Origin of the sequence: Leptolyngbya sp. O-77 (assembly GCF_001548395.1) — a bacterium.
Classification (GTDB): Bacteria; Cyanobacteriota; Cyanobacteriia; order Elainellales; family Elainellaceae; genus Thermoleptolyngbya.
In genome coordinates this window covers 4,067,995-4,090,985 of the sequence record NZ_AP017367.1, presented here as the reverse complement: position 1 = coordinate 4,090,985, position 22,991 = coordinate 4,067,995, and the positions used below count along the sequence as shown (strand labels likewise).

Annotated in this window: 21 protein-coding genes, 1 pseudogene and 1 riboswitch; of the genes and pseudogenes, 6 read left to right on the top strand and 16 right to left on the bottom strand. The window is 58.1% G+C overall.

Annotation, left to right across the window (positions count from 1 at the left end; all coding sequences use genetic code 11):
- Positions 1-40 precede the first annotated feature (40 nt).
- Positions 41-2,644, top strand: coding sequence for an alpha/beta fold hydrolase (locus tag O77CONTIG1_RS17350; protein ID WP_172799717.1), 2,604 nt, complete (start codon positions 41-43; stop codon positions 2,642-2,644).
- A gap of 24 nt (positions 2,645-2,668) precedes the next feature.
- Here the strand turns inward: O77CONTIG1_RS17350 and sipA are convergent, their stop codons facing one another.
- Positions 2,669-2,911, bottom strand: coding sequence for a regulatory protein SipA (gene sipA / locus O77CONTIG1_RS17345; protein ID WP_068513064.1), 243 nt, complete (start codon positions 2,909-2,911; stop codon positions 2,669-2,671).
- Positions 2,912-2,925: 14 nt separating this feature from the next.
- Positions 2,926-4,236 (bottom strand): sirohydrochlorin chelatase, encoded by a 1,311-nt coding sequence (locus O77CONTIG1_RS17340; RefSeq protein WP_286132379.1) that lies wholly within the window; start codon positions 4,234-4,236, stop codon positions 2,926-2,928.
- 36 nt (positions 4,237-4,272) lie between these two features.
- Positions 4,273-4,451: riboswitch (cobalamin riboswitch) on the bottom strand.
- Positions 4,452-4,600: 149 nt separating this feature from the next.
- Here O77CONTIG1_RS17340 and O77CONTIG1_RS17335 point away from each other — a divergent pair.
- Together O77CONTIG1_RS17335 and cysC are read left to right on the top strand one after the other, a co-directional pair.
- Positions 4,601-5,440 carry an ion transporter gene (locus O77CONTIG1_RS17335; protein ID WP_068513056.1) on the top strand — a complete coding sequence of 280 codons (840 nt, stop codon included), beginning with the start codon at positions 4,601-4,603 and terminating at the stop codon, positions 5,438-5,440.
- A gap of 101 nt (positions 5,441-5,541) precedes the next feature.
- The gene (gene cysC / locus O77CONTIG1_RS17330; RefSeq protein ID WP_068513053.1) at positions 5,542-6,102 is read left to right on the top strand and encodes an adenylyl-sulfate kinase; all 561 of its coding nucleotides are present in this window, start codon (positions 5,542-5,544) and stop codon (positions 6,100-6,102) included.
- Here cysC and O77CONTIG1_RS17325 read toward each other — a convergent pair.
- The 4 genes from O77CONTIG1_RS17325 to O77CONTIG1_RS27125 all read right to left on the bottom strand — a co-directional run bounded on the left by O77CONTIG1_RS17325 (position 6,089) and on the right by O77CONTIG1_RS27125 (position 10,496).
- Entirely contained in the window at positions 6,089-6,454 is a 366-nt protein-coding gene (locus O77CONTIG1_RS17325; protein ID WP_068516775.1) for a DUF1818 family protein, read from the bottom strand. The genes cysC and O77CONTIG1_RS17325 overlap by 14 nt on opposite strands.
- A gap of 88 nt (positions 6,455-6,542) precedes the next feature.
- Positions 6,543-8,591 (bottom strand): CHAT domain-containing protein, encoded by a 2,049-nt coding sequence (locus tag O77CONTIG1_RS17320; RefSeq protein ID WP_068513050.1) that lies wholly within the window; start codon positions 8,589-8,591, stop codon positions 6,543-6,545.
- A gap of 63 nt (positions 8,592-8,654) precedes the next feature.
- Positions 8,655-9,611 carry a hypothetical protein gene (locus tag O77CONTIG1_RS17315; RefSeq protein WP_068513047.1) on the bottom strand — a complete coding sequence of 319 codons (957 nt, stop codon included), beginning with the start codon at positions 9,609-9,611 and terminating at the stop codon, positions 8,655-8,657.
- A gap of 450 nt (positions 9,612-10,061) precedes the next feature.
- Complete coding sequence (locus O77CONTIG1_RS27125; RefSeq protein ID WP_084782799.1) at positions 10,062-10,496, bottom strand: helix-turn-helix domain-containing protein; 435 nt, start codon at positions 10,494-10,496, stop codon at positions 10,062-10,064.
- Between the two features lie 189 nt (positions 10,497-10,685).
- On the opposite strand from O77CONTIG1_RS27125, the gene O77CONTIG1_RS17305 reads away from it, so the two are divergent.
- Together O77CONTIG1_RS17305 and O77CONTIG1_RS17300 are read left to right on the top strand one after the other, a co-directional pair.
- Positions 10,686-10,994 carry a hypothetical protein gene (locus O77CONTIG1_RS17305; RefSeq protein WP_068513044.1) on the top strand — a complete coding sequence of 103 codons (309 nt, stop codon included), beginning with the start codon at positions 10,686-10,688 and terminating at the stop codon, positions 10,992-10,994.
- A 126-nt stretch (positions 10,995-11,120) separates the two neighbouring features.
- Positions 11,121-11,843 carry a histidine phosphatase family protein gene (locus O77CONTIG1_RS17300; protein WP_068513042.1) on the top strand — a complete coding sequence of 241 codons (723 nt, stop codon included), beginning with the start codon at positions 11,121-11,123 and terminating at the stop codon, positions 11,841-11,843.
- A 75-nt stretch (positions 11,844-11,918) separates the two neighbouring features.
- Here O77CONTIG1_RS17300 and O77CONTIG1_RS17295 read toward each other — a convergent pair whose 3' ends face one another.
- From O77CONTIG1_RS17295 to O77CONTIG1_RS23745, 4 genes and pseudogenes are all read right to left on the bottom strand, one after another.
- Complete coding sequence (locus O77CONTIG1_RS17295) at positions 11,919-13,148, bottom strand: DUF790 family protein (RefSeq protein ID WP_068513039.1); 1,230 nt, start codon at positions 13,146-13,148, stop codon at positions 11,919-11,921.
- A 32-nt stretch (positions 13,149-13,180) separates the two neighbouring features.
- On the bottom strand, positions 13,181-13,954 hold the full coding sequence (gene hisA / locus O77CONTIG1_RS17290) for a 1-(5-phosphoribosyl)-5-[(5-phosphoribosylamino)methylideneamino]imidazole-4-carboxamide isomerase (RefSeq protein ID WP_068513037.1): 774 nt from the start codon (positions 13,952-13,954) through the stop codon (positions 13,181-13,183).
- Between the two features lie 59 nt (positions 13,955-14,013).
- Entirely contained in the window at positions 14,014-15,459 is a 1,446-nt protein-coding gene (locus tag O77CONTIG1_RS17285) for a glycoside hydrolase family 13 protein (RefSeq protein WP_068513034.1), read from the bottom strand.
- Between the two features lie 169 nt (positions 15,460-15,628).
- Positions 15,629-15,844, bottom strand: a pseudogene (locus tag O77CONTIG1_RS23745) (transposase); the annotation flags it as partial.
- 296 nt (positions 15,845-16,140) lie between these two features.
- Here O77CONTIG1_RS23745 and O77CONTIG1_RS17280 point away from each other — a divergent pair.
- The gene (locus O77CONTIG1_RS17280; protein WP_068513030.1) at positions 16,141-16,626 is read left to right on the top strand and encodes a DM13 domain-containing protein; all 486 of its coding nucleotides are present in this window, start codon (positions 16,141-16,143) and stop codon (positions 16,624-16,626) included.
- A gap of 176 nt (positions 16,627-16,802) precedes the next feature.
- Here the strand turns inward: O77CONTIG1_RS17280 and O77CONTIG1_RS17275 are convergent, their stop codons facing one another.
- From O77CONTIG1_RS17275 to pdeM, 6 genes are all read right to left on the bottom strand, one after another.
- Positions 16,803-17,366, bottom strand: coding sequence for a hypothetical protein (locus O77CONTIG1_RS17275; RefSeq protein WP_068513027.1), 564 nt, complete (start codon positions 17,364-17,366; stop codon positions 16,803-16,805).
- Positions 17,367-17,447: 81 nt separating this feature from the next.
- Positions 17,448-18,413: a tetratricopeptide repeat protein gene (locus tag O77CONTIG1_RS17270; protein WP_068513023.1), complete on the bottom strand. Its 966-nt coding sequence runs from the start codon at positions 18,411-18,413 to the stop codon at positions 17,448-17,450.
- A 7-nt stretch (positions 18,414-18,420) separates the two neighbouring features.
- On the bottom strand, positions 18,421-18,762 hold the full coding sequence (petJ, locus tag O77CONTIG1_RS17265) for a cytochrome c6 PetJ (protein ID WP_068513020.1): 342 nt from the start codon (positions 18,760-18,762) through the stop codon (positions 18,421-18,423).
- Positions 18,763-19,358: 596 nt separating this feature from the next.
- Positions 19,359-21,194 carry an ATP-dependent zinc metalloprotease FtsH gene (gene ftsH, locus O77CONTIG1_RS17260; protein ID WP_068513017.1) on the bottom strand — a complete coding sequence of 612 codons (1,836 nt, stop codon included), beginning with the start codon at positions 21,192-21,194 and terminating at the stop codon, positions 19,359-19,361.
- Between the two features lie 506 nt (positions 21,195-21,700).
- Positions 21,701-22,000, bottom strand: a complete 300-nt coding sequence (locus O77CONTIG1_RS17255; protein ID WP_225894606.1) for a hypothetical protein — start codon at positions 21,998-22,000, stop codon at positions 21,701-21,703.
- A gap of 295 nt (positions 22,001-22,295) precedes the next feature.
- Entirely contained in the window at positions 22,296-22,979 is a 684-nt protein-coding gene (gene pdeM / locus O77CONTIG1_RS17250; protein ID WP_068513013.1) for a ligase-associated DNA damage response endonuclease PdeM, read from the bottom strand.
- Positions 22,980-22,991 lie beyond the last annotated feature (12 nt).

Genomic DNA, 22,991 nt, shown 5'->3' with positions numbered 1-22,991 from the left:
GCGTTTCAACACAGCGTTTCAACGGTTTGGCAGTGGAGCTATGGCGCAACTCACAGGCACAGGGCAAGTCGAAACTTTTCGCAAGCAGTGCAGACATTTCTCGTCTGCTAGGACAGGCAATCCGACGGATCGCCAAACCAGATCCACGCTCCGCCCTGTGCTGAAGTCTTCCCTGCTGGCGATCGCCTCTGGGCTGTCTCTCCTGCTCTCAAGCTGGCTCACCCGTCCTGCCCATAGCGCCGAGCAGGTCATCGTCAACCTGGGCAACTTTGAGATTGCCCTCGCCGTAGACGATCTGGAAACCTACGCCAACACGGGCGAAGTGCGCGGCGGGCTAAAGCTCTATTCGCGGTTTTTGGGCGAAACGGGCATGGCAGAGCTGCGCCAGTTTCTCCAGCGGCGGTTTGAGGTCGATCCGGTCGTGATTTCGCAACTGCTCTATTCCTCGCTGGGCGAAGAGACGCTGCGGCGGCTGGGTGCGGTCGTGCGGACTGACACGCGGCAAAATGGCTTTTCCGCTATTCGCGCAGCGGCAATTTTGGCAGCCAATCAGCCAGATGGGTTATCGATCATTGGCTGGCTGAGGCAGTATCCGTCCTACAGCATCCGTCTGAATGCACGCCAGTTGCTAGAGCTGCGGCAGCAGTTTTCTACCCAGATTGACTATCGGGATGCCGTTGTGCGGGCAATTAACGAAGCCGCCGCCGCAGAAGCGCTCCAGTCGCCGCTGCCTACAACAGTGGGCTTGCCCGACCCCGGACAGCCGGGCCCTTATGGCGTGGATTCGCGCACGCTGGAATTTAGCCGCGATCGCCAAACGCTCCTGGGCGATCGCGTGCCCCGTCCGTTTCGCGTGCTGCTGCGGCTGCCCAGAGGGTTGGCTCAGCCCGCACCCGTCGTCGTCATTTCCCACGGGCTGGGGTCTACGCCCGAAGCCTTCGCTTACCTGGGCGATCACTTCGCCTCGCACGGGTTTGTTGCCATTTTGCCGCAGCACATCGGCAGCGACGAAAGCCGCCGCACCAGCGCCCTGGCGGGCGTGCTGACTAGCCCCGTCACCCCGGTCGAATTTGTCGATCGCCCGCTGGATATCACCTACGTTCTGGATACCCTGGGCGAACTGGCAGATGCCGACCCAGAGCTGACCGGGCGCATGAACTTGCAGCGAGTCGCCGTGCTGGGGCATTCCTTTGGCGGCTATACGGCGCTGGCGCTGGCGGGTGCCAGTTTGAACACGGGCGATCTGTTCCAACAAGAATGCGCCCGACCCCAGGCGCGGCTGGATGTGTCGCTGGTGCTGCAATGTGCGGCCAGCCGTCTGCCGCCCTATACCTATACGCTGCGCGACCCGCGAGTGCAGGCGGCGATCGCCGTCAGCCCGCTGACCAATCCCGTCTTTGGCCCGCAAGGATTAGGGCAAATCCAGGTGCCCGTGATGCTGATGAGCGGCAGCAATGATTTCATCGCTTCTGCTGTGCCACAACAGATCCACCCGTTTCTCTGGCTCACCACGCCCAAAAAATATCTGGCGGTGATGGTGCCCAGCAGCCACACCTTTGCCGATAACACGCCCTCTTCGAGCAGCACGCTAGACACCGTGAGCCTGCTGCTGTCGGGGCCGTCGCCGCGCCTGGGGCAAGAGTATGTGCGCGAGTTGAGTCTGGCTTTTTTGCAGACCCATTTGAACAACCAGCCCGCCTATGAAGCCTTCCTCACGGCGGCCTACGCAGCGTCGATCAGCGAGGAGCCACTGGACTTGCGACTGGTGCGATCGCTCTCCGCAGAGCAGCTAGAGCAAGCCTTTGGCGGGCCGCCACCGATTCCCTTTGTGCCAGAGGTGACCGCGCAACTACCGGGCGATCGCCCAGGCTCAGTGCTGGAGGCGATCGCTCAGTCGGGCGTGCTGCGGGCGGCAGTGCAGCCCAACTCCCCGCCCTTTGGTGTGGTTAACAGCACCGGAGAACTGTCGGGCTATTGCGTGGACTTGCTCAACGGCCTAACGCAGCAGCTCCAGGCGCAGCTCGGTCGTCCCATTCGCCTCGACCTCAGCACCGCTGACGTGACCAAGCGCTTTGAGCTAGTGCAAACAGGTGCCGTGCAAATCGAGTGCGGGCCAAACACGCTGCGCTCGGATGTCGAAGGCGTGCTGTTTTCTGCCCCGTTTTTCCTGACGGGCGTGCAGCTTTTGACCGACACCAACACCGCCAGCCAGTTCAATCCTTCGGGCACGCTGGCAGGGGCCCGCATTGGCGTATTGCGCGACACCGTGACCGAGCAAGTGATCCGGCAGCGATATCCAGCGGCGCAAATTGTGGCGCTGAGAGGGGCAGGGGCACGGACGGTAGGCTTTCAGGCGCTCCGGAGTGGGGCGATCGACCTGTTTGCAGGCGATGGCGTGCTGCTGCTGGGCGAGGCGCTGCAAAGCAGCAGTTCTCTGAGCGAGGCAGGATATACGCTGCTGCCGCCGGAGCCGCTGTCTTGCGACCCTTACGCTATGCTGCTGTCCGCCACCGATTCTGCCTGGCGCAACACGGTGAATACGTTCCTCACCAGCCAGCCCGCTCGGCAAGTGGGCGATCGCTGGTTTACACAGGATTTGCGGCCTTATCTGTTCCTCACGCTCGATCGCTGCGTCGCAGAGTAGCACGACGGGTTACAGTATGGCTGGCTATTCAGACACCTTTTCGAGATACTGGCTTTCCAGCAAAAACGCGCCACGCCCAAACCGAACGCCCCAATAGCCACCGGGGCGGCGATCTAGCACGATGCCTTCTTCGCCCACTTTGATCAGGTCGGGTGGACGCAGCATGGGCATGGGTTCCGCGGTTTTGAGGTAGGCAGGCAGCGCGATCGCCCGCACGCGATCGCCCACCTGAAACCCCTTTTCGTCAGCTCTATCCAGTTCTGCCATTGCTTCACCCTCGTTCAGGGAACTTGCCAGATTTTTTCATGATACTGGCTCGGTTCCGCATAGGGATCAATCATTTCGCCATGATGATGCCCATGCGTATGGCTGTGGGGATGCCCGTGGGCGTGGCTGGGTTCATGGTCATGCGTGTGATCCTGCGGATGGCTGTGTCTATGTGGATGATTTTGAGCATGATTTTGAGCATGATTTTGGGTATGTTCATGCGCGTGTCCGTGATTGTGCCCATGATCGTGCCCGTGTGCGTGTGCATGTCCATGATCGTGCCCGTGTGCGTGTGCATGTCCATGATCGTGCCCGTGTGTGTGTGCGTGGTCATGCCCGTGGACTGCGCCATTGCCCACAGCCACCAGACGAAACTTGCACATTTCGCAATTCATCTGCACCTGCCCAAGCTGCGTTTCGATTTCGCGATCGCGCAATACAGAAAACAGCGTCCTGTGCAGCCCCATCTCTGGCAGGCAGACCATTGAAATGTCGGGAAACTGGGACTGCTGTTGGGCTGTGATCGTGGCAATTTTCTTAACCAGCACGCCCGTAAACAAAAAGTAGGGCAGCACGATAATCCGCCTGGGCTGATACAGGCGGGCGCGACGGAAGCCCTCTTCTAGCCGGGGATGGGTGATGCCGATAAAGCAGGTTTCGACGGTGCGATAGCCGCTGCCTTCCCAGAGAATTCGCGCCATTTTATAGACATCGCCGTTGGCATCGGGATCGCTGGCCCCGCGCCCCACAAACAGCAGCACCGTGTCTTCCCGCGCAATGCCCTGGGGATTCCACTGCGGCTGGTCGAGTTCTGCAAGGCGCGATCGCCACAAATCCAAAATTCCTGGCGTAATGCCAAAATGCCGCCCATAGTGAAACGTGACCTGGGGATAGCGCTGGCGGGCGCGATCCAGTTCATTAGTAACATCAAACTTGTTGTGCCGCGCCGCAAACAGCAGCACGGGCAGCACTGACAAGTCGGTATAGCCCCTAGCAACGCACTCGTCTACGCCCTGCTGAATCGATGGCTCCGTCAGTTCCAAAAAACACGGCACTACCGGACGTGAGGTATCCAGTGCCTGATACGCCGCCGCAAAATCTAGCAAGCCCTGGCGACCGTCCGCATCGCGGCTGCCGTGGCCGACCAGCAGCACTGGGCGCTGCATCGGTAGCGGAGGAAGATCAAGTTGGGGCGAATTGCCGAGGGCGATCGCCCGCTGCTCCGGCTCTAGCGGATACATCAGCGGATATGCCGATGCCTCAGCCGTCTTAGAAATAGCTGATGCTGCGGAATTTGAAGAAACAGGGTCAACTGATAGAGTCATAAGAATCAAAACTCCATTCCCGTGCAACGCGGGAGCTAGAGTGAAAAAGCAGCAGGCTGGCGTTCTGGCTGAGGAGTTTTGTGGGTCTTCAAAGTCTTTCAAACAGTCTTTCAAGTCGGCCCAAACTCTCATCACAGCTGCGGCACAGCGCCGGACTCTCACCGGACTTTCCCACCCTGCGGCTGTTCACATGTGCCTAGCCATCTTACCCCAGGCGGGGAATCGTGGAATGGGGGAGAGGGGGATTGGGATGTGTCCCAGGTCGGGAATGAGGGGATAATAAGAGGATCGCGGGATCGCGTCCTTCCCCGGATTGCGTTTTCAATTACGTTTTTTTCAATGCGTTTTCAATTGCGTTTTCCCAATGTCCTTTCGCAAGCGCATCGCCTTTTACCTCGAAGATATCGACACGCCTACGGGAAAGGCGCTCAACCTGCTGATTACCGGGCTGGTGCTGCTGTCGGTGGCGATTTTTGTGGCGCAGACCTATCCGCTGTCGGAGGAGTGGCGGACGGTTTTGGGGGCGCTGGATCTAGCACTGCTGCTGCTGTTTTCGCTGGAATATTTGCTGCGGCTATGGTGTGCAGAAGATCGGCTCAAGTTTGTCTTCAGTCTCTTTGGGCTGATTGATTTGATGGCAATTTTGCCATTTTTCTTGGGCGCAGTGGATATTCGATTTATCCGCATTTTCCGCTGGTTTCGGATTTTGCGGCTGGCGCGATTTTTTGAAGGGCGGACGGTGTTTGGCTATGTTACGACGGAAGACAGCGCCATTTTTGCCCGCATTTTGTTCACGCTGTTTTCAATCGTGTTTGTCTATTCTGGGCTGATCTATCAGGTCGAACATCCGGTCAACTCGGAGCAATTCAACACGTTTTTTGACGCGATTTATTTCTCGATTTCGACCATTTCAACGGCGGGCTTGGGGGATGTGGTGCCGATTACCGATGGCGGGCGATCGCTCACCATTTTGATGCTGTTGACCGGAATTTTGTTCATTCCCTGGCAGTTGGGCGATCTGATCAAGCAGTTGGTTAAAACGGGCACCCGTGTCGCTGTGCAATGCCTGAATTGCGACCTGTCGGTGCATGACCAGGATGCCCTGTTTTGCAAAAACTGCGGGACGCGGCTGCCTGCGACGCCAGAGATTTTTTTGGGTGAGAGTGATACAAATCCAACTCAAGTGGAGAACGTGATCAAGTAGACTAGGGTGCAGTTTTATTTCTGGTTTTCCAGAGCGCTCTGGGCTTGCACTCGTCAGCGGGCCCAGGGGTGCGCTAGTTCTATCGTGAGGAGCAAACAGCAATGCAGCAGCGAGGGGTCACAGTTTGGTTTACCGGGCTGAGCGGCGCGGGCAAGACGACGATCCGTATGGCGGTGGAAAAGGAATTGCGCGATCGCGGCTTGGCGGTGGAAGTGCTAGACGGCGACATCGTGCGCCAGCATCTCACCAAAGGATTGGGCTTTAGCAAGGAAGACCGAGACGAAAACATCCGCCGCATTGGCTTTGTGGCGCATCTGCTCAGCCGCAATGGCGTAATTGTGCTGGTGTCGGCGATTTCGCCCTATCGGAACGTGCGCGACGAAATGCGCGATCGCATCGGAGATTTTGTGGAAGTATACGTCAATGCACCGCTCAGCGTGTGCGAAGAGCGCGACGTGAAGGGCCTCTACAAAAAAGCGCGGGCGGGCGAAATCAAGCAGTTCACGGGCATCGACGACCCCTACGAAGCGCCGCTAAATCCTGAAGTAGAATGCCGCACTGACCAGGAAACCCTAGAAGAGAGCGCCGCCAAGGTGCTGAATTTCCTGAAGCAGCAGGGCTACCTGTCTGGACAACCCGCCGCCTCGCTCAAAAAATCGTAAGCGTCTGGGCTGCTTGAATCAGTCCTGGCACGGCCGCTGCGTTCCATCCCACCTCGGCGCGGCGGCCCGTCAGCACGATCATCCGCAGACTGTAGGACTGGGGAAACCCTTCGACCTCTAGCCAGAGGCGATCGCTCTCCAGTTCACAGGCAATGCGCTCCTCTTCCATTAGTTCTGCCCCCATCTGGCTCATGGTTTCCGCCAGTTGCCCCGCCAGCCGACAAAAATCCTCCAGTTCCGCTGCGGTTAGCTCCAGCGCCCAATCGTCGCCGCCGACGAGTCCAGCAAATTCGGGCGCGTCTTCGTCCCAGCCGATTTGCCAGCCGGGGCCGCGTTTGAGGGTGCGAGGCATGGGGAGTGATAGCGACTGTGGATTTTGGATTGGCGATTTTGGATTTTGGATTGGCAATTGAATGGCAGTCAAGAATCTGCGGGGCTTCTCAAACCTTCGTTCGTCGCTCCGCTTGTTCCGCCATTCGGATCGGCTCAACCACCAAAATATTCGTGCCGTCGAGCCGCCCCAGCACGCGCACGGGCGTATTGACCGGGAGATGAAGCTGCTGCCAGGGCAAATCCAGGCACGCTTTCCAGCGAGTTCCCTCGTGCATGACCCAGCCCGTATAGCCGGGATAAATGGCTTCTTTCACAACGCCCTGGTCGCTGACGGGGCCCACGCCCAGTACGTCGGTGATGGGCAAAACCTCTTCTGGCAGCCAGGTGAGCGGGGCAGGCGTTGCCTCAATACCAGGAGCAGGCTTGGCTTCGGCGGAACTGGGGTCAGTGGTGGGGGCGCTATATTCGGGGCTGGTGCGCTCTGGCGCGGTCGGCATGGTTGGCGCGGTCGGCGCGGTCGGCGCGGTCGGCGCGGTCGGCGCAGGTGGCATAGGTGGCATAGGTGGTACAGTCGGCGCGGTCGCAGTCGGCACCGCAGGCGTGGGAACCGCTGCTGGCTGGGGCGCGGGGGCAGGGAATGGAACAGCAGGCGGCGTGGGTTGGTCGGGCTGGGCTGCGGGTTGGCTCAGGTTTGGCATGGCGGTGGTTGATGGCGGTAGAGCATCCAAATGGGTAGAACTCGGAGTTCTCCATTCAGAATTCCCAGGAGTGGAATCCGGAATAGAAGCATCCCATAAAGTTTCCTCTGGGGAAATCTGTCGAGGATGGGAGAAAGCCTCGGCAAGGGGGAGAAGATAGGTTTCGGGTGGGGCCACGGCGAGGGGCGATCGCCCCTCAGGAGACGCTTGTACAGGTTCTCGGAATGGATGCTCCTGATCTCCATGTCGCCCCTCTTGCGCCAGATTATGCCGGGAGGCCAGGCTGGTCAGCGTGGATTTGGCAGGGTTCCCAAACTGCTGCCCTAACGAGGCGGCTTGCAGCGCCATCCCTTTCTCGCCTAGCAGATCTGCCCAACTTGGCGGCATCTCGGCTCGATTTTGAAAAATCACAGGCAGCCAACTGGCGCAGGGAAAATCGCGCTCCAGTTCTGCTAGACGCTGGCGGGCCTCTCGCACTGACAGATACAGCGGAGTGCCGCGAGAAAAGGCGCTGAGGAAGTATTTCAGAAATTCTTGGGCGATGCGATCTGGAACGGGTTCGCGCATGACGATGAGCTGGGGGATGTGAAGCTGTCGCAGATCTTGCGCCAAGCCCAGCCCGTTGCAAGAGTTCAAAATTGCCAGCTTCAGGCCGCGCTGCACGGCTTTGTCGAGGCTGGCCCGAAAGTCGGCGATCGCCAAACTGTCGGTTTGATTAATAAAAATTCGCCCGCGATCGCTCCCCTCCGCGCCCGCACCCTCAACGCTTTCGCTATGCCCAGCAAAAAAGAGAATGTCCCAGGTTTGCTCAAACAGGCGACCGCTAATATCCTGGCGCGACGGTTCCACCAGAAACTTCACCTCCGCTAGGGGCAATTGCTCTAGCAAGGCGCGATCGGTAGCCACATCGATCCCTGCGCTATTGCCCAAGATTGCCAAAATCCGCACCCGACCGCTGGGCGGCACAGCCCAGACTGGGCGAGTGCGCTGGGCAACTGGCGAACTAAAGGCCAGTTCCGTATTGGGATAGCGCTCAAAAAAGTCCCACAAGTGCCAGGGCAACTGCGCCAGCAGCGGGTCGCGGGTATGGACTAGCACGCGCACGGTGTCGTTGCGCTTGAGTTCGCAGAGCAAATCCTCTTTGATGGGGCGAAATTCCCTTGCCGCCAGCCAGTTCGACATTGCCCGCTGGAGATAGTTGGCCGCCGTCCGGCAGGCTTGGATGCACGACCAGACCGAATTGGTATAAGACACCTGTTTGGGGCGCAGGCGGGTTGGCACGGGCAACTGGCGATAGCAATATCGCCAGTAGTTAAAATACTCCAGCAAGCGAGGCTGGGGGGGCAGCCGACCCGACGATTCTAGCTCTGGCTGCTTGCCGTCTTCGCCTACCTCCAGGCCCACCTGCACGCCCGATGCCAGATCGCCGTCTAGTCTCAGCAGAACGAGTTTCGTCATGGCTATGCCTCCGGGGTAGGCGTAGGGGTTGGGGATTGGGAGCTAAGGGGGATTCGGAAAGGCTCAAATCAGGAAGGTTTCGACGTGGCGATCGCCTCCCAGGCTGATCACCACATCAAATGCTTCGCCCGTCTGTCCCTCAAACTGGAGTGTGGCTCGACCGCTGCGGCTGGGCTGGGCAGACATCGACTCATGACCCTGCTGATCGACCACCCACAGTTGCAAGCCTGCGGGCAGGTCGCCGCCATCGCGGGCCGCGCAGATGACGGATAAATCAAATACATCAGGCTGCTGCGTCGGGCAGATCTGCACAATCAGCGCCACCCACTCCAGTCGTCGGTCAAAATGGCGCACCTCGACGAATTTGCCGCGGGCGACGGGACGCGGGCCGCCAGCGGATGAAAGGGAGGCATAGGGCGATGCGTCGCGGCAAATCGTGCCCAGATGTCCCTGATCCCAAATGTCTGCCAGCGGCAGCCAGGACGCATCGAACTGCCCATTGCGCCAGGTCGCCAAATGCGTGATCGAGCGGGCGGGGAGAGGGAAGGAATGGTGAGCCGGGGGCTGGAGCGATCGCCGCAGGTGATATTCCAGCACATCGCGCGGCGACAGCACCGGAACGCCCGCGCCCTCAAACTGTTCTGGGCGATGGGTGATTAGCCCGTCCATACGATAGTGCAAGGCGCAAGCGATTTCCTCTGCCGAGTCGTACTCAAAGGGCTGGCTATGGGCCCGCAGCCAGATGTTGGCATCGCTCCGGCACACCGTTAGCATCCGCATCAGCATTTCGGCGAGGGTCTGGGCATGACGAGCGTCGCGCTGGTTCATAATGATGCAGAGCCGCTGATAGCCCAGCTCGGTAATGCAGCCGTGGATCTGCCGCTGCTGCAAGCATTGCCACAGAAAGCTGGCATAGTCGGCGCTGATGCTCGGACGGCTCAAAATCAGATCCACCAACAAATCTGCGTCTAGCATGTAGCACCGGGTACAGAGCGATTGGGGGGAGCGATTAGAAACCATGAAACTCTCTCCTGAGCGTGACGTGAGTAGCGGTGCAGACTCCTCAAGGGGTTTGGTGAGGGGGCTTATCTAAAAGACTCAGCCTGATGACTCAGCCTTATGATTTGGCGTTGGCCCCAGCCCCAAAACTCCTCCTAAAGACAGAGCAAACCGGGCGCGAGGGTCGGTCATCATCCACAAGGCGGCCGTTGCGCTAAACCGTCAGAACCAGGACGCGGGCAGTGCGATCGCCCTTTAGCCGTGTGGACTCCCTCGACAAAGCGCAGTTGACGGCGGGATTGATGGCGGGATTGATACTGAAAAATGATATCTTTGACTCGAATGGGTTGATGATAGCATTATTTGCTTGTGTTCGGGGGGGCAGTTGACACAGCCGTTGAATTATTTGCTGAACTAGCTGAACTAAATGAACTTTTTGGACGGGCTGAGAATCTGGCTAGGGCACGGCCGCTAGCCGATGGAGCGGGGCTGTTGTTGCGTCGCCTCTGGAGCAGGCTCAGGAGCCGGACTGCCCATGAGTCGCTGTGCGTCGCTGAGGGATAGAGCATTGGGTTCTGCTGGGGTAGGGGGCAAGGGGGCGATCGCCTCGGGTTCTGCTGCGGGCGGATGGGTCGGCGCAGGTGGTCGCATCAGGGCTTGCGCCTCCTCCAGCGACAGCAGCGGCGCAGCCGTCGTTGCCGGGTCTTCAATCAGGTCTTTCAAATTGCAGTTCAGCGCATCGCACAGCCGGATCAGCTTGACAATCCAATCTAGGCCGCCGCGACCACGTTCCCAGTTGGCAATCGTAGTTTCTGTCACGCCGACTCGCTGCGAAAGCTGAAGCTGAGTGAGGCCAGCCGCTTTGCGAAGTTCCGCAATGCGAGAGCGGGGTTCTGGGGTGTGCATTCAGTCCTCCCTGGCTGATGGTTCTAGAGGCTCAGCCTAACACAAGTTTTAGGCAATTCAAATTGTGTATTAAAACTTGTGCAAGAGTATAAACCTAATATTTTAACCCTGTAATTTTTTAGGCTAAACTGTTTATAGTTTCCGCCAATCGGCTTTGGGAGCAGCAGACTGGCTGGCAACGACAAAGCCTTGAAAATATTTCTGGGGGAACTGAAAATCATGCTGATTTTGCCAGACGACCACAACGACGATTTCCGCAGCGACTCTCGCCGCCTGATCAAGCTTTCCGACCGGGAAGCCTTTGACCCCAACACGGGCGATCGCTATCGCATCGAACGCCAAGACCCAGCAGGTGGCCCTGGCGGCGGCTTCATTCTGGCGATTTTGCTGGGAGTGCTGCTGTGGCTCGTGATGAATACGGGCGGGGTTCAAACGCCTCGCTCGCAGCCCACGCCTGAACGGATTGACCCAGTCCAGCCGATGCTGCCGATTGGATAATCCGGTGAACCGTCTCCGAACGTCGGGTTGCGTGAGCGAGTCCGCGCAGCCCAAACACTCCAGCCCAACGATTCCAAACAGCCTTTACAATCCAAAACAGTTTCCTTTTCTCTTGCAGGCAGACCAATGGCTCAGGATGCTGATTTCAGCCAGGATCGACTCAAGCTGCTCTTCATTCGCCATGCCGAGTCGGTGGGCAATGTGGAGCGGCGGATGCAGGGCCATGCCGACTATGAGCTAACGGCACGCGGCCGGCAGCAGGCGCGGCAACTGGCAGAACGCCTGTGGGCAAGGGGACAGCCGCCCTCGAAGGTCTACAGCAGTCCCCTCAAGCGGGCAGCGCAAACGGCAGAAATCTTGCTGGCTCAGAGAACGAGCGAACCAGTTCCGCATCCAATTTCTATTCCTACGATTGAACCGACGATTGAATACGCTGAGGAACTGCTGGAATTTCAAAACGGCATTTTCAAAGGGCTGACCTGGGACGAAGCGCGGGAGCGATATCCCGAACTCTGTGCTGATCTGGAAGCCTCACCCGACTGGATTCCCGCACCAGGAGCCGAAACCCTGCAAGACGGGCGCGATCGCGCTGAGCGGTTTATCCAGCGGGTTTTGGCCATGCATTGCAACGGCGAAACGCTGTGGATCGTCACCCATGGCTGGATCTTGCAGCATCTCATTGCGGCCATGCTGGGGAGCGATCGCACTTGGCATTGCTCTCCGAAAAATACGGCTGTGTTTGAGTTTTGGCTGGAGCGATCGCGCTGGACACTCCCCTCCAACAATCCCAACCGATGGAACAGCGACCTCTGGCATATCCGTCGATTTAACGACACCAGTCATTTGTGAGATTTCTAGCTGCCCTAGCAAACCCAGAAATGAGAAGAATATAGCGAGAAATAATGCCTGATCTGGAGCTATAGGCTAAGGGCTGCTCTCTTCAAGGGCCGCCAGAACCGCTTTGGGCTGGAGCTTATCTTTGAACCAGACAATGCGGGCGGGTGAGTCCTGCGGCTTTACACCCGCCTTTTCCAGATTCAGCCGTTCGGAAACTGCCAGAATCAGATTCTCGCAGTCTGACTGTCGCACCTGTGAAAACTTCTTGCGGAGATATTCCGGTCGCCAGTAGCCGACAATTTCCAGCAGCACCGATCGCCCGTCGGGATGCACCAGCCGAAAGTCCGGAATCATCACGCTGCCGGGAATTGGGATCAGGTCTACCTCGCGCTCCAGCCGCCAGTCGGTTTTCAGGGCATCCCAGCGTTCGGCAAAGGCAGACTCCAGCATACTGTCGTAGGGTTTGCCCGGTGGATAATGGCTCACCAGTCCGCAGTCAGAATCCAGTGCAAAGCGGCGCGGTCGCACTTCGCCCGTGTAAGTGTCGCGCCATTGCAGTTCAGCTTTCAGGCTCCATTTGGTGACGTGCAGCAGAGCAGGCAGCAGCTTGGCGATGTCGGTGCCGTAGCGGGTGCTGTTGCCAAACAGGCTGGCGGGCCCGTCGATGGTGATGGTAAAGCCGTGATCCGCGTCGCCCTCGATGTAGGCCATTAGCCCAAAGAGCTTGAGATAGCGAAACAATAGCTTGTATTCGCCGGGATCGTTGCGATGGGCAGTGAGGGTGAGGTGGCTGGCTTTATAAAACACGCCCTGCACCTGAGACAGGTTGTAGCGATGCAAGAGGGCATCAGGCGTGGGCGGCTCAAAGCGGGTGAGGATGCGGTTTTCAGACAGGTCGGCGTAGAGTCCGGCGCGAATGTGGTCGGGGAAGACTTCGCGCTCTAGCTCGGCGCTGAGTTGGGCCGCCAGGGTTTGGAGCGTTTGCTCGGTGGCTGGGGGCGAAGGGACGCGCTGGGCAGCCAGAGCAAAGACGCGCTCTCGCAGTTGTGTCGGCTCCAGAGGACTGACGATTTCAAAGGTGCTGAAGGTCTCGCTTTTGAGCAGGTGCGCCAGTCCCCGCTTGACCTTGAAATCCGTTTCTTCGCCCTCCATTTCGCGGAGTTGGCCGTCGAGTTCGCCCTGGGTTTTGCCGACATGCTGCTGGAACTGGTCAATCAGGTCGGTGGCGATCGCCCGATTCGGGTCATTCAGCGCCAATCGTTTCGGCTCTAGGCTTTCGCCGCGGGGTCGGTGGATCAGCAGGTCAGAGGGCAGCATCGGGGGACAGGGCGAGATGGGCGATCGGGCAATCAGGCGAAGGTCGAGAAGCCAAGGTCAGGGGGCACATCCTGCCAGCGGCCCTGACCGACGGCACGGACCGCCTCCCGGAGCGACAATGCGCCTGTGTAGAGTGCCCGGCCTACGATCGCCCCCGTCACCCCCATCGGCTCCAGCGCCATCAGACCCATCAGGTCGCTGGTCGAGCTAATGCCGCCAGAGGCAATCACAGGAATCGCAATGGCATTGGCCAGTTCTCGTAGCGCCTCGCGGTTAGGCCCTTGCAGCGTGCCGTCGCGGTGGATATCAGTATAGATAATTGCGGCTGCGCCCAGGTCAGCCATCTGCTGCGCCAGGGGAATTGCATCTACTTCTGAAGTTTCCAGCCAGCCACGAGTGGCCACCTTGCCGTTTCGGGCATCAATGCCGACGATGATTTGCCCCGGGAACTCTTGGCACAGTTGCGCGACTAAATCGGGATTTTCCACCGCCACCGTGCCCAAAATCGCCCAGCGCACGCCCAGCCTCAGCACCTCCGCCACGCTCTGGCGATCGCGCAAGCCGCCACCCACTTCGACCGGAACTGGCACAGAATGGGCGATCGCCTCGATCACGTCCCCATTGACCACATACCCCGCCTTGGCTCCATCCAGATCTACCAGGTGCAGCCGCGTTGCGCCCTGCGCCACCCACTCCTGCGCCACCACCACCGGATCGTCGTGAAACACCTCCGACTGGGCATAGTCGCCTTGATAGAGCCGCACACAGCGGCCGTCGAGGAGGTCAATGGCGGGAATTACATCCATGAGGGAAAACAGGAGTGCTTCAGGTTATTTCAGTCTTTCATCATCCCATGATCTCAGGATCACCCCAACACCAGCCCCGACCGACCCGGCAGGCGCAGGGTCAATTGTCCTTCTGTACTGTGAAAATCGCCCGTGCCCCAGAGATGGCGATCGACGGGGTTGGTGGGTAGGGTGTCGGCGGTCAGGGTGACTTCAGCGGGGTCGAGACCAGCATTGACAGCGACGAGCAGCGAGTCCTGACCGAGGGTGCGCGAGAAGACGTAGCAATGCCCCACGCCGGCGAGGGTGCGATAGTCGCCCGTGCGGAGGGCGGGGTGATTGTGACGCAGGGCAATGAGTTCGCGATGATAGGCCAGTGCGTCGCGATCCCACTGGTCGGGGGTGGGGAAGCCGCGCCGACAGTCGGGGTCGCTGCCGCCCGGTAGCCCCACCTCGTCGCCATAGTAAATGCTGGGCGCACCGGGAAAGGTAAGCAGCAGCAGGGTCGCAAGCTTCACGCTGGCGCGATCGCCCTGAGCAATCGAAATCAGCCGGGCCGTGTCGTGGCTATCCAGCAGGTTCAACTGCGTCAGGTGAATCTCCCAGGGATAGAGGTCAAGCAGTTCTTGGATTTTGGCGGCGTAGCCTGCGGCATCCAGTGCCGGATAGGGACGATAGGAGCGATTTTCCACCAGGGGCAAATCGATGCGATCGCCCGCTGCAAACGCAATCGTCGGCGCAGTGAACAAATAATTCATCACGCCGTCAAACTGCGTCCCATCCAGCCAATGCCGTGCATCTTCCCAAATCTCGCCGACAATATAGGCTTCGGGGTTGACCGCTTTGACGCGATCGCGAAATTCCTGCCAGAACCCATCGGCTTTAATCTCATTGGGCACATCCAGCCGCCAGCCGTCTACGCCCCGCTTAATCCAGTATTCGCCAATTTGCATCAGGTATTCCCGCACGGCAGGGTTGTCGTGGTTGAACTGGGGCAGTGCCCGCAGCCCCCACCAGCTGGCATAGTTGGCGGGCTTTTCGTCGTCGTAGGCCGAGAGCGGCCAGTCGTGGATGCGGAACCAGTCTACCCAGGGCGATCGCGACCCGTTTTCCAAAATATCGTTGAAAAAGAAAAATCCCCGGCTGGAATGATTAAACACGCCATCCAGCAAAATACGAATGCCCCGGCTGTGGGCAGAGGTGAGCAGCTTCTCCAGTGCCTCATTGCCCCCCAGCAGCGGATCGACCTGATAGTAGTCGTGGGTGTGGTAGCGGTGGTTGCTGGCAGATTGGAACACGGGCGTAAAGTAGATAGCCGTAACGCCCAAATCTTGCAGATAGTCAAGCTGATCGACCACGCCCCAGAGGTTGCCGCCCTTATAGCCATGAAAGGTGGGCGGTGCGTCCCACGGCTCTAGCGCGGCCGAGCTAAATACCGGATGAAGCTGGCTGCTGCGGGCAAACCGATCAGGAAAGATTTGATAGAAAACGGCGTGTTTTACCCAGTCAGGTGTGTGGATGGACATGAGCAATGAGAACAGGGGGTAGAGGTGGGGGTCAGGGCTTTGGAACAGCGGTCTGTTTCCGGGTCTATGTCCCCGACACCCGAACTATGCCACAAGCCACCGAAATGCTGGGTCTATCAGTTGGATCAATTAACGATCTGTCGGTGGAGACGGATACTGACTGACTCAGCTATCGTGTCCGATACGTCCGAATCAGACGAATCATCGCACTGTGGATGAAGGCTTCGGATGAAGCGGTCAAGCGCTCGTAATCAAGATTCAGCCGACGACACCAGTACAGCCAGCCGTAGGTACGCTTTACTGTCCAGCGTCTAGGTAGCACCACGAAGCCTTTTGTTCCCTCGCGCCGCAGCACAACTTCGATGCTCCAGCGGCAGGTATCCATCAATGGGGAGGTGAGGAACATGGAGGGCGTGCAGCAGAGAGCAGCGGAGATCCAGAGGTGATAAAGTGGGCTGATGTGGAAAGGACACACGCTGGGTGGTGGGCGTGCGACTTATGGGGTTAGTGAATGGGTGCAATGAGTCAGCGCGATCGCCCTTCAGAAGATTCTCGGTCTTTTATCTGTCTCCGCTCAGGGAAGCCTTAGGCTGGATTCAGCTTGGCGGTTCATGCTTAAGCCGACACCTCCTGTAGAGGTGGCTTGCCTGCTATCTATCACTCACCTTAAGGATCTTCCCTATGCAACTCCCGCCCAAATCTCTGCGTCTTTTTGGGTTGTCTGTTTTGACCTCAGCGCTAGCTCTTGCAGCCTCTACCGGGGCGATCGCCAATCCTCCAGCCCAGACCAGCGCTCCCGCTCAGATTGAAATTGCCCAACAACAAGTGTCTGTTCTGGTCGCCGGTGTATTCAAGGCGGCCGAAGCGCCGACCACAGGCAATGCCCGGATCGTCGTCGAAGGGGGGCAGCGCTATCTGGAGTTTGACTCGACCTTTAGCACCACCGATCAAGCGCCAGACCTGCATGTGGTGCTGGATACGGATGCCAATCCGCCGCAGAGTTATAGTAATTTGGGTCGATTCGTGAACCTGGGGAGCCTTCATTCGACCACCGGATCGCAGCGCTATCCTATTCCTGACTCAGTGAATGTGTCTTCCTTCAAGTCCGCTGTGATTTGGTGTCGTATGGCAAACGCCACCATCGGCTACGCCACGCTGGGGCAATAGTCCAGTTTCAATTGCCCGATGAATTTGTCCAGTTCCTGAATTTTCATACCTATCGTCTATCGTTCCACATCCACTACTGTCTGCTCAGCACAGGGCGATCGCGCATCGAGTGATCCATCGCCCTGTGCTATTTCCTGTTCTTGAAGATGCCTCATCAAGCAGCGCGTTCAAGCATTCTAGGGTTGCACCACGACTTGCTGGGTCGCTTGAATTGGCTGTCCATTGTGCATCAGCGCTTCGTGTCCGTTTGCATTCAAGCTGACGGTAATTTCGTGGGTTCCAGGGGCGAGGCTTTCCAGGTAATACCAGTTTCCATACAGGCGAGTTATTTTCACCCCGTCAATGTACAAATGACCGTGCCCTTCCTGGAAACTGCTGGTCTGATTGACCCGCTCTGGCGCAAAGGCAAAGTTTGTCACCTGAATTTCCAAATTCCAGCCCCGACGAGCGTCTGGATGAATCACCAGTTCGACTGTTGGAACAGGCTGCCCTGCGGGAATTTCCAGCATCCCGTGTTCGTGGTCATGTGCGCCGTGATGCGGGGAGTGGGGCGGATGGGCATGGGTTGAGCCTACGCCGTGCGGTTCGCTGTGCGAGTGTCCTTCGTGGGCGTAGCGCAAGGGCATGGGGGTAGAAGCGTGAATCAGGCCTGTGGGAACTGCGATCGCTCCACAGCCAATGGCGATTCCTGCAAGGATCGCTTCGCGAATCGCCCAGCCCAGTTTGAAGCCTTTTTTCATATCTAATCTTTTCTTACTCACTTGTATCTTGAAGGCGTGAAATGCATACGTGAAATGAATGCGTAAAATGAATAACTGACGCTAGCCGATCGAGGTGTGCGATCGCCACTGCTTGAGCAACTGCACCGCCTGTCGATAAGCGTCTGGCGCAAGCTCCGGGTGTTCGCCAAAATAGCGCACCGACTCTCGCAAATCGGCGATCGCGCTGCCGCCTTCTCCGCGCTGCTGTCGCACCATCGCCCGCCCAAAATACGCTTCGGCGTAGGTTGGATCAATGGCAATGGCCTGGTCAAAATCGTTCAGAGCCGCAGCCAGGTTGCCATCGCGGTGATAGGCACAGGCGCGGTTTAGGTAAGCACGAGCGCTGCTGCTGTCGAGCTGGATTGCCTGCGTCAAATCTGCGATCGCCCCTCGCGAGTCGGCCACCAGCAGTTCCGCCAGTCCGCGATCGGTATAAATCTGGGCTAGCATTTTGCGATCCTGCGGCGGAGCCTGTCGCAGTGCTTCGCCATAGTCTACAATCGCCTCTCGGTATGCCGCCTGCGCTGCCTTTGCCAGTCCGCGATTATATCGGGCGCGGGGGTCGTGGGGCGTAAGGCTGAGCAGTTGTGTAAAGTCGGCGATCGCCTCAGCATAGGCACCCCGACGATACTGCGCCAGCCCGCGATTCAGATAGGCTTCGGTGTTGCGTGGATCAATCCGCAGCGCCTGCGTGCAGTCGGCGATCGCCTCAGCATACTCGCGCTGATAAATTCGCGCCAGACAGCGATCGCCATAGGCCGCCGTCGAGTTTGGGTTTGCGCGGAGGGCTTCACTAAAGGCGGCGATGGCGGCGGGATAGTCGCCCTGCCGAAATGCCGCTACCCCCGCGCTCAGACTTGCTCGATCAGGCTGCGACCCAACTTCAGCGGCGATCGCGCTGGCACCTCCGCTCCCAGAAAGAACGCTCCAGAAGGGGGCGCTCCAGAAAAGGGTCAGCAGAACACCCAATGCAATCAGCCGCGAAATGACCCGCTGCGAATCCCATTGCGCTTGTGGCTTCTGCATTGGCAATCTACCAGCCCTTTTCAGCTTGATCGAGCACGTAAGCGGCTACAGCAGCGATCTGGTCATCGGTCAGCCGTCCCTTAAAGGCTGGCATCCCCGCTTTGCCGTTGGTCACTTGGGTCGTAATGGCAGCGATAGAATTCATGCCAAACTTTTCCAGCGCTTCCTTTTTCAGCGTTTTCTCAGCATTGACCAAATTGATGCCCCCCGCGTGGCAGGCGGCACAGTTGGCACCAAACACCTTTGCGCCCGTTGCCAGGTCAGCATCGGCATGAGCAGGCAGGGCGATCGCCCCTAGCCCAATTACCAGCGACAGCACAATCGAAAGCGCCTGCAAAATCCGTTTCATCGTTGTGTTCCCCAGATATCTCAATATCTAACCTTCTGGAAGCTCATCGTTTCAAAATCCAGCCGCATTGTCAAAAGACAGCCCGTCAAATTACGGCATGTCTGGAGAGCATGAGGGATGCAGGGGGCATAAACTTGTCTGTTCTCTGTTCTTGGATTTTCAGGACGCTCTCAGGGTTTTCTTGTCTTTCCTCAGTTTTCGACGAGATGGTTCTCAGTTGGAGGCGGCAGTCTAAGGGCAGCGTCTCCAAAAGTTAGTGAGCGCATCGCCCGCCCAACTCTGGCGGCGGTCTGAGTCTTTCAGGACGCTCCGGATTCTAGCAAAGTCGTTTAGTTGGATTTCCGGCTCTTGCGTCAATGCTGGCGGGTGTGGCGATCGCCTCCTTTCCTGGTCAACACCAGACTGGCGGCACTATCAAACCAAACTATCAAACCAAGTTCATTAGCTCCTCAAGCGGGGTGGGCCTTGCCTGCTCCGCCTTTTCTTACATAGCGCCAATGCTGCGATGTCTATGATTCTTGATTAGAACAAAAGGCGCAGAGATACCTACTAGATACCTTTGCGCCTTTCATGTTGAATCGGAACCTGAACGAGGCTTAGCCCTGGGTCAGCCAGGTTTGCAGGCCTTCGGGAGCTTTCACCTGGGCAAGAATCGCCGCCAGCGTGTTGCCTTCCAGCACCTCCTCTTTAAGCAGGGTTTGGGTGGCAGACTCCAGCAGGTCGCGGTTTTGGCGGAGGATGGTTTGCGCCATGTCGTGGGCCTTATCCAGCGTTTGCTTGACCTGGCGATCGATCTCAGCGGCCACCTCTGGGCTGATAGCGCGGCGGGTACTGCCCCCATCAAGGAACTGCACCTGGTTTTTATCGAAGGCGATCGGGCCGAGGGTTTCGCTCATGCCGTATTGCGTGATGGCGCGTTCGGCCAGGTCGGTGGCCCGCTGGATGTCGTCGCTGGCTCCGGTCGAGACTTTGCTAAACACGATTTCCTCTGCCGATCGCCCGCCTAGCAGCGTCGCCAACTGCCCGCGCAGTTCGTCCTCTAGCAGCAAAAAGCGATCGCTCTCCGGCGTTTGCATCGTGTAGCCCAGCGCCCCCATGCCGCGCGGCACGATAGAGATTTTCGACACTTTGTTATTTCCGGGCATCAGCGCCCCGACGAGCGCATGGCCGACTTCGTGATAGGCAACGGTTTGCCGCTCCATCGGCGTTAGCACGCGAGAGCGCTTCTCTAATCCGGCGACGACCCGCTCGATGGCTTCGTTGACATCCGCCATCAGCACGGCCTGGCGATTGTTGCGGGCGGCCATCAGCGCAGCTTCGTTCACCAGATTCGCCAGGTCTGCGCCAGAGAAACCGGCCGTTTGGGCGGCGATCGCCTCCAGATCCACATCTTCTCCCAATTTGATAGGGCGGGCGTGGACGCGCAAAATTTGCAGACGACCACTCTTGTCAGGGCGATCGACCAATACTTGCCGATCGAAGCGGCCGGGACGGCGCAGCGCTGGGTCGAGAATTTCGGGACGGTTGGTGGCAGCGATCACAATCACGCCGTCGTTGCCGTCGAAGCCGTCCATTTCCGTCAGCAGTTGGTTTAGCGTCTGGTCGCGCTCGTCGTTGCCGCCGACGGGGTTGGCGCTACGGGTTTTGCCGATGGCATCCAGTTCGTCAATGAACACGATGCAAGGAGCCTGCCGCTTGGCGCGATTGAACAGGTCGCGCACGCGAGACGCGCCCACGCCGACGAACACTTCCACAAACTCCGAGCCAGACATGCTGATGAAAGGAACCCCCGCTTCTCCGGCGATCGCCTTGGCCAGCAGCGTCTTGCCCGTCCCCGGCGGGCCCACCAGCAGCACGCCTTTGGGAATCTTCGCCCCAATGCGGCGATACTTCTCGCCATTCGCCAAAAAGTCCACAATCTCTTGCAGCTCTTGCTTTGACTCGTCTACGCCAGCTACATCGGCAAAGGTAATCTTACCTTTACCCGCTTGATTGTAGACGCGGGCATTGCTCTTGCCCATGCCCATGCCCACGCCCAGCCCGCCAAAGCCGCCGCCAAAGTGATTGCCAAAACCAGTCCCAAAACTGTTGCTAGGGGTGCTGTTGTTGGAGCCACCCCCCGCCTGATTCAGCCTTGCCAGCCAGGCAAACATCCCCACCAGCATCCCGGTGGAAAGTAAGATACCTGCCACTAGCCCAGAGGTGTCGCCGTTGTCATCAAGCTTGGTAAAGGGTACGCCGTTGCGACGCAGCAGACCCGGCAGCGTGTCGGTCGGGCCGTTGGGAAGGGTGTAGAACTGCTCTCCACCCAATTCTGGTTTCAGCGAGTAATCAATGCGATCGCGCTTGATCACGACCTGCTGCACCTGCGAGGATTTTACCTGATCGAGAAAGGTGCTGTAGGTCGAAAGGGAACGAGAATCCGGTTTCATCGGCAGTAAGTCCTGAATGCAACAAGTATGAAAAAGGCGATCGCATGATTCACATTGCAGAATTCATATCGCGCTTCTCACATCCTTTATCTTGAGGGCGATCGCCCCTAGTCAGAGCGTCGAAAACCTCACCTAAATGATGCGGGTTTTCCACCCTTCAGCTTAGGAAATTACGGTTGCTACTACTCTAATATCCGGTTTTCCCGTATCTATATTCAGCAAAGGTTATCGCGGAAGGAGTCTCCTGCCACCTCGAGCTGGCGATTTCTGAAATTCTTATACAGCGTTTTTGAAGCTAGTGAGGCACACGGATGGTCAATAAGCCCTTGCCTCGTGAGGGCAGCATGTGCCTCACCCCGCAAGAAAATGCTGTAGCGTGCTCACTCTTGATCAGTCATTTTGAGGATGGCGAATCAATCGGGACACTAACGAATTTTGGATTTTGGATAGGCAACCTGAACCGCCAAAATCCAAAACCCAAAATCCAAAATCACCCTTATCTGTTCTTACTCATTCGCACCAGGATTGCTCCGGACTTCACGGTGCAGGCAGCGCAGCACTTCGCCGGGTTGCTCGGCGTTGAGGACGATGCCGTTGGGCGGGAATTCTAGGGCGTGCGTCCACTCGAAGCGCTCGGCATAGCGGAGCAGGTGGAGTCGGTCGATGGCCAGTTGCGCGTCTTCGGGCAGGCCGATGATGTAGTGGCGCAGGCGGCGACGGCGCGGCAGTTCGCAGGTGAGCGGGGGCAGCGAAAACTGGGTCGCCTCCGAGAATGGGGACGACCAGGTGTATTGAATTGTCAGCATTTGGGGTTTCCTCCAGGAAACGAGTGGGGTAGGAAACCCCGAAATGTTGGCCGCCCCCGGAGGTGAAGCACTGGGACAGGGCGGCCTACAATGGACGCAGCCCTGAGACAGGCTGTAGCTGTCGAGGGGTCAGGCGTTGGTGGGTGCTGCGAACACCTGCCAGCGCCGTGGATGACTAAACGACCAAAATTTCGGGGGAAAGGTAAGCCGCGCTGACTTGGGGTCATTCACAGCTTGATGGTCGATTGCAGTCGATGTGTTCGCATCTTGCAAGAAAAACTTAGAAAGTTTGAGTTTAGAAAGTTTGGATTTTGCGCCGCCCCGCCTGCGAGTTTCCCGAAAACGGGACGACTTTATCTTCTGCCACCCCATAGGCGATCGCCCCTGGTTTTAGCCGCACCTCATAGCCGCCCGTGAAACCGCCGAAGGACGGCAGGATCAGTCGATGGGGAGGTTCCAGCAAGAAGCACGGCAGTCGGAGCGTGTCGAGTCGAGTCTTGAGCCGCAAACAGGGATGCATATGACCACAAAGATTCACGCAATCAGGAGTGTCAGCAGGCTCGTGACTGAGAACGAGTCCAGGATATTCGATGGGGCGGGTATGGAACGAGATTTCAAATGAATCTAGCAAAGAGGCGATCGCCCGATCGTGATTGCCCAAGATCACTTGCACTGTCGCGCCGCACGTCTCAGTGAAGTGAACCCAAGATTGCAGGATTGCGTCGTCCAGTCCGCGTGGTGAGTGGAACAGGTCCCCCAGGACACAGAGCGTTTTGGGTGAGAGGCGATCGCACAGGGTATTGAGTCGTTCCAGCGTATCCTGATTCACACGATTGGGAATCGGCACACCCAGCGATTGGAACGCTTCGGATTTTCCCAAATGCACGTCTGCAACCAGCAGCAAATCCAAATCAGGAACATACACGGCCTTGTCTGGCAAAAGCTGGAGGCGCTGATTGAGAACAGAGATTTCATGCATGGCGAAGGATGA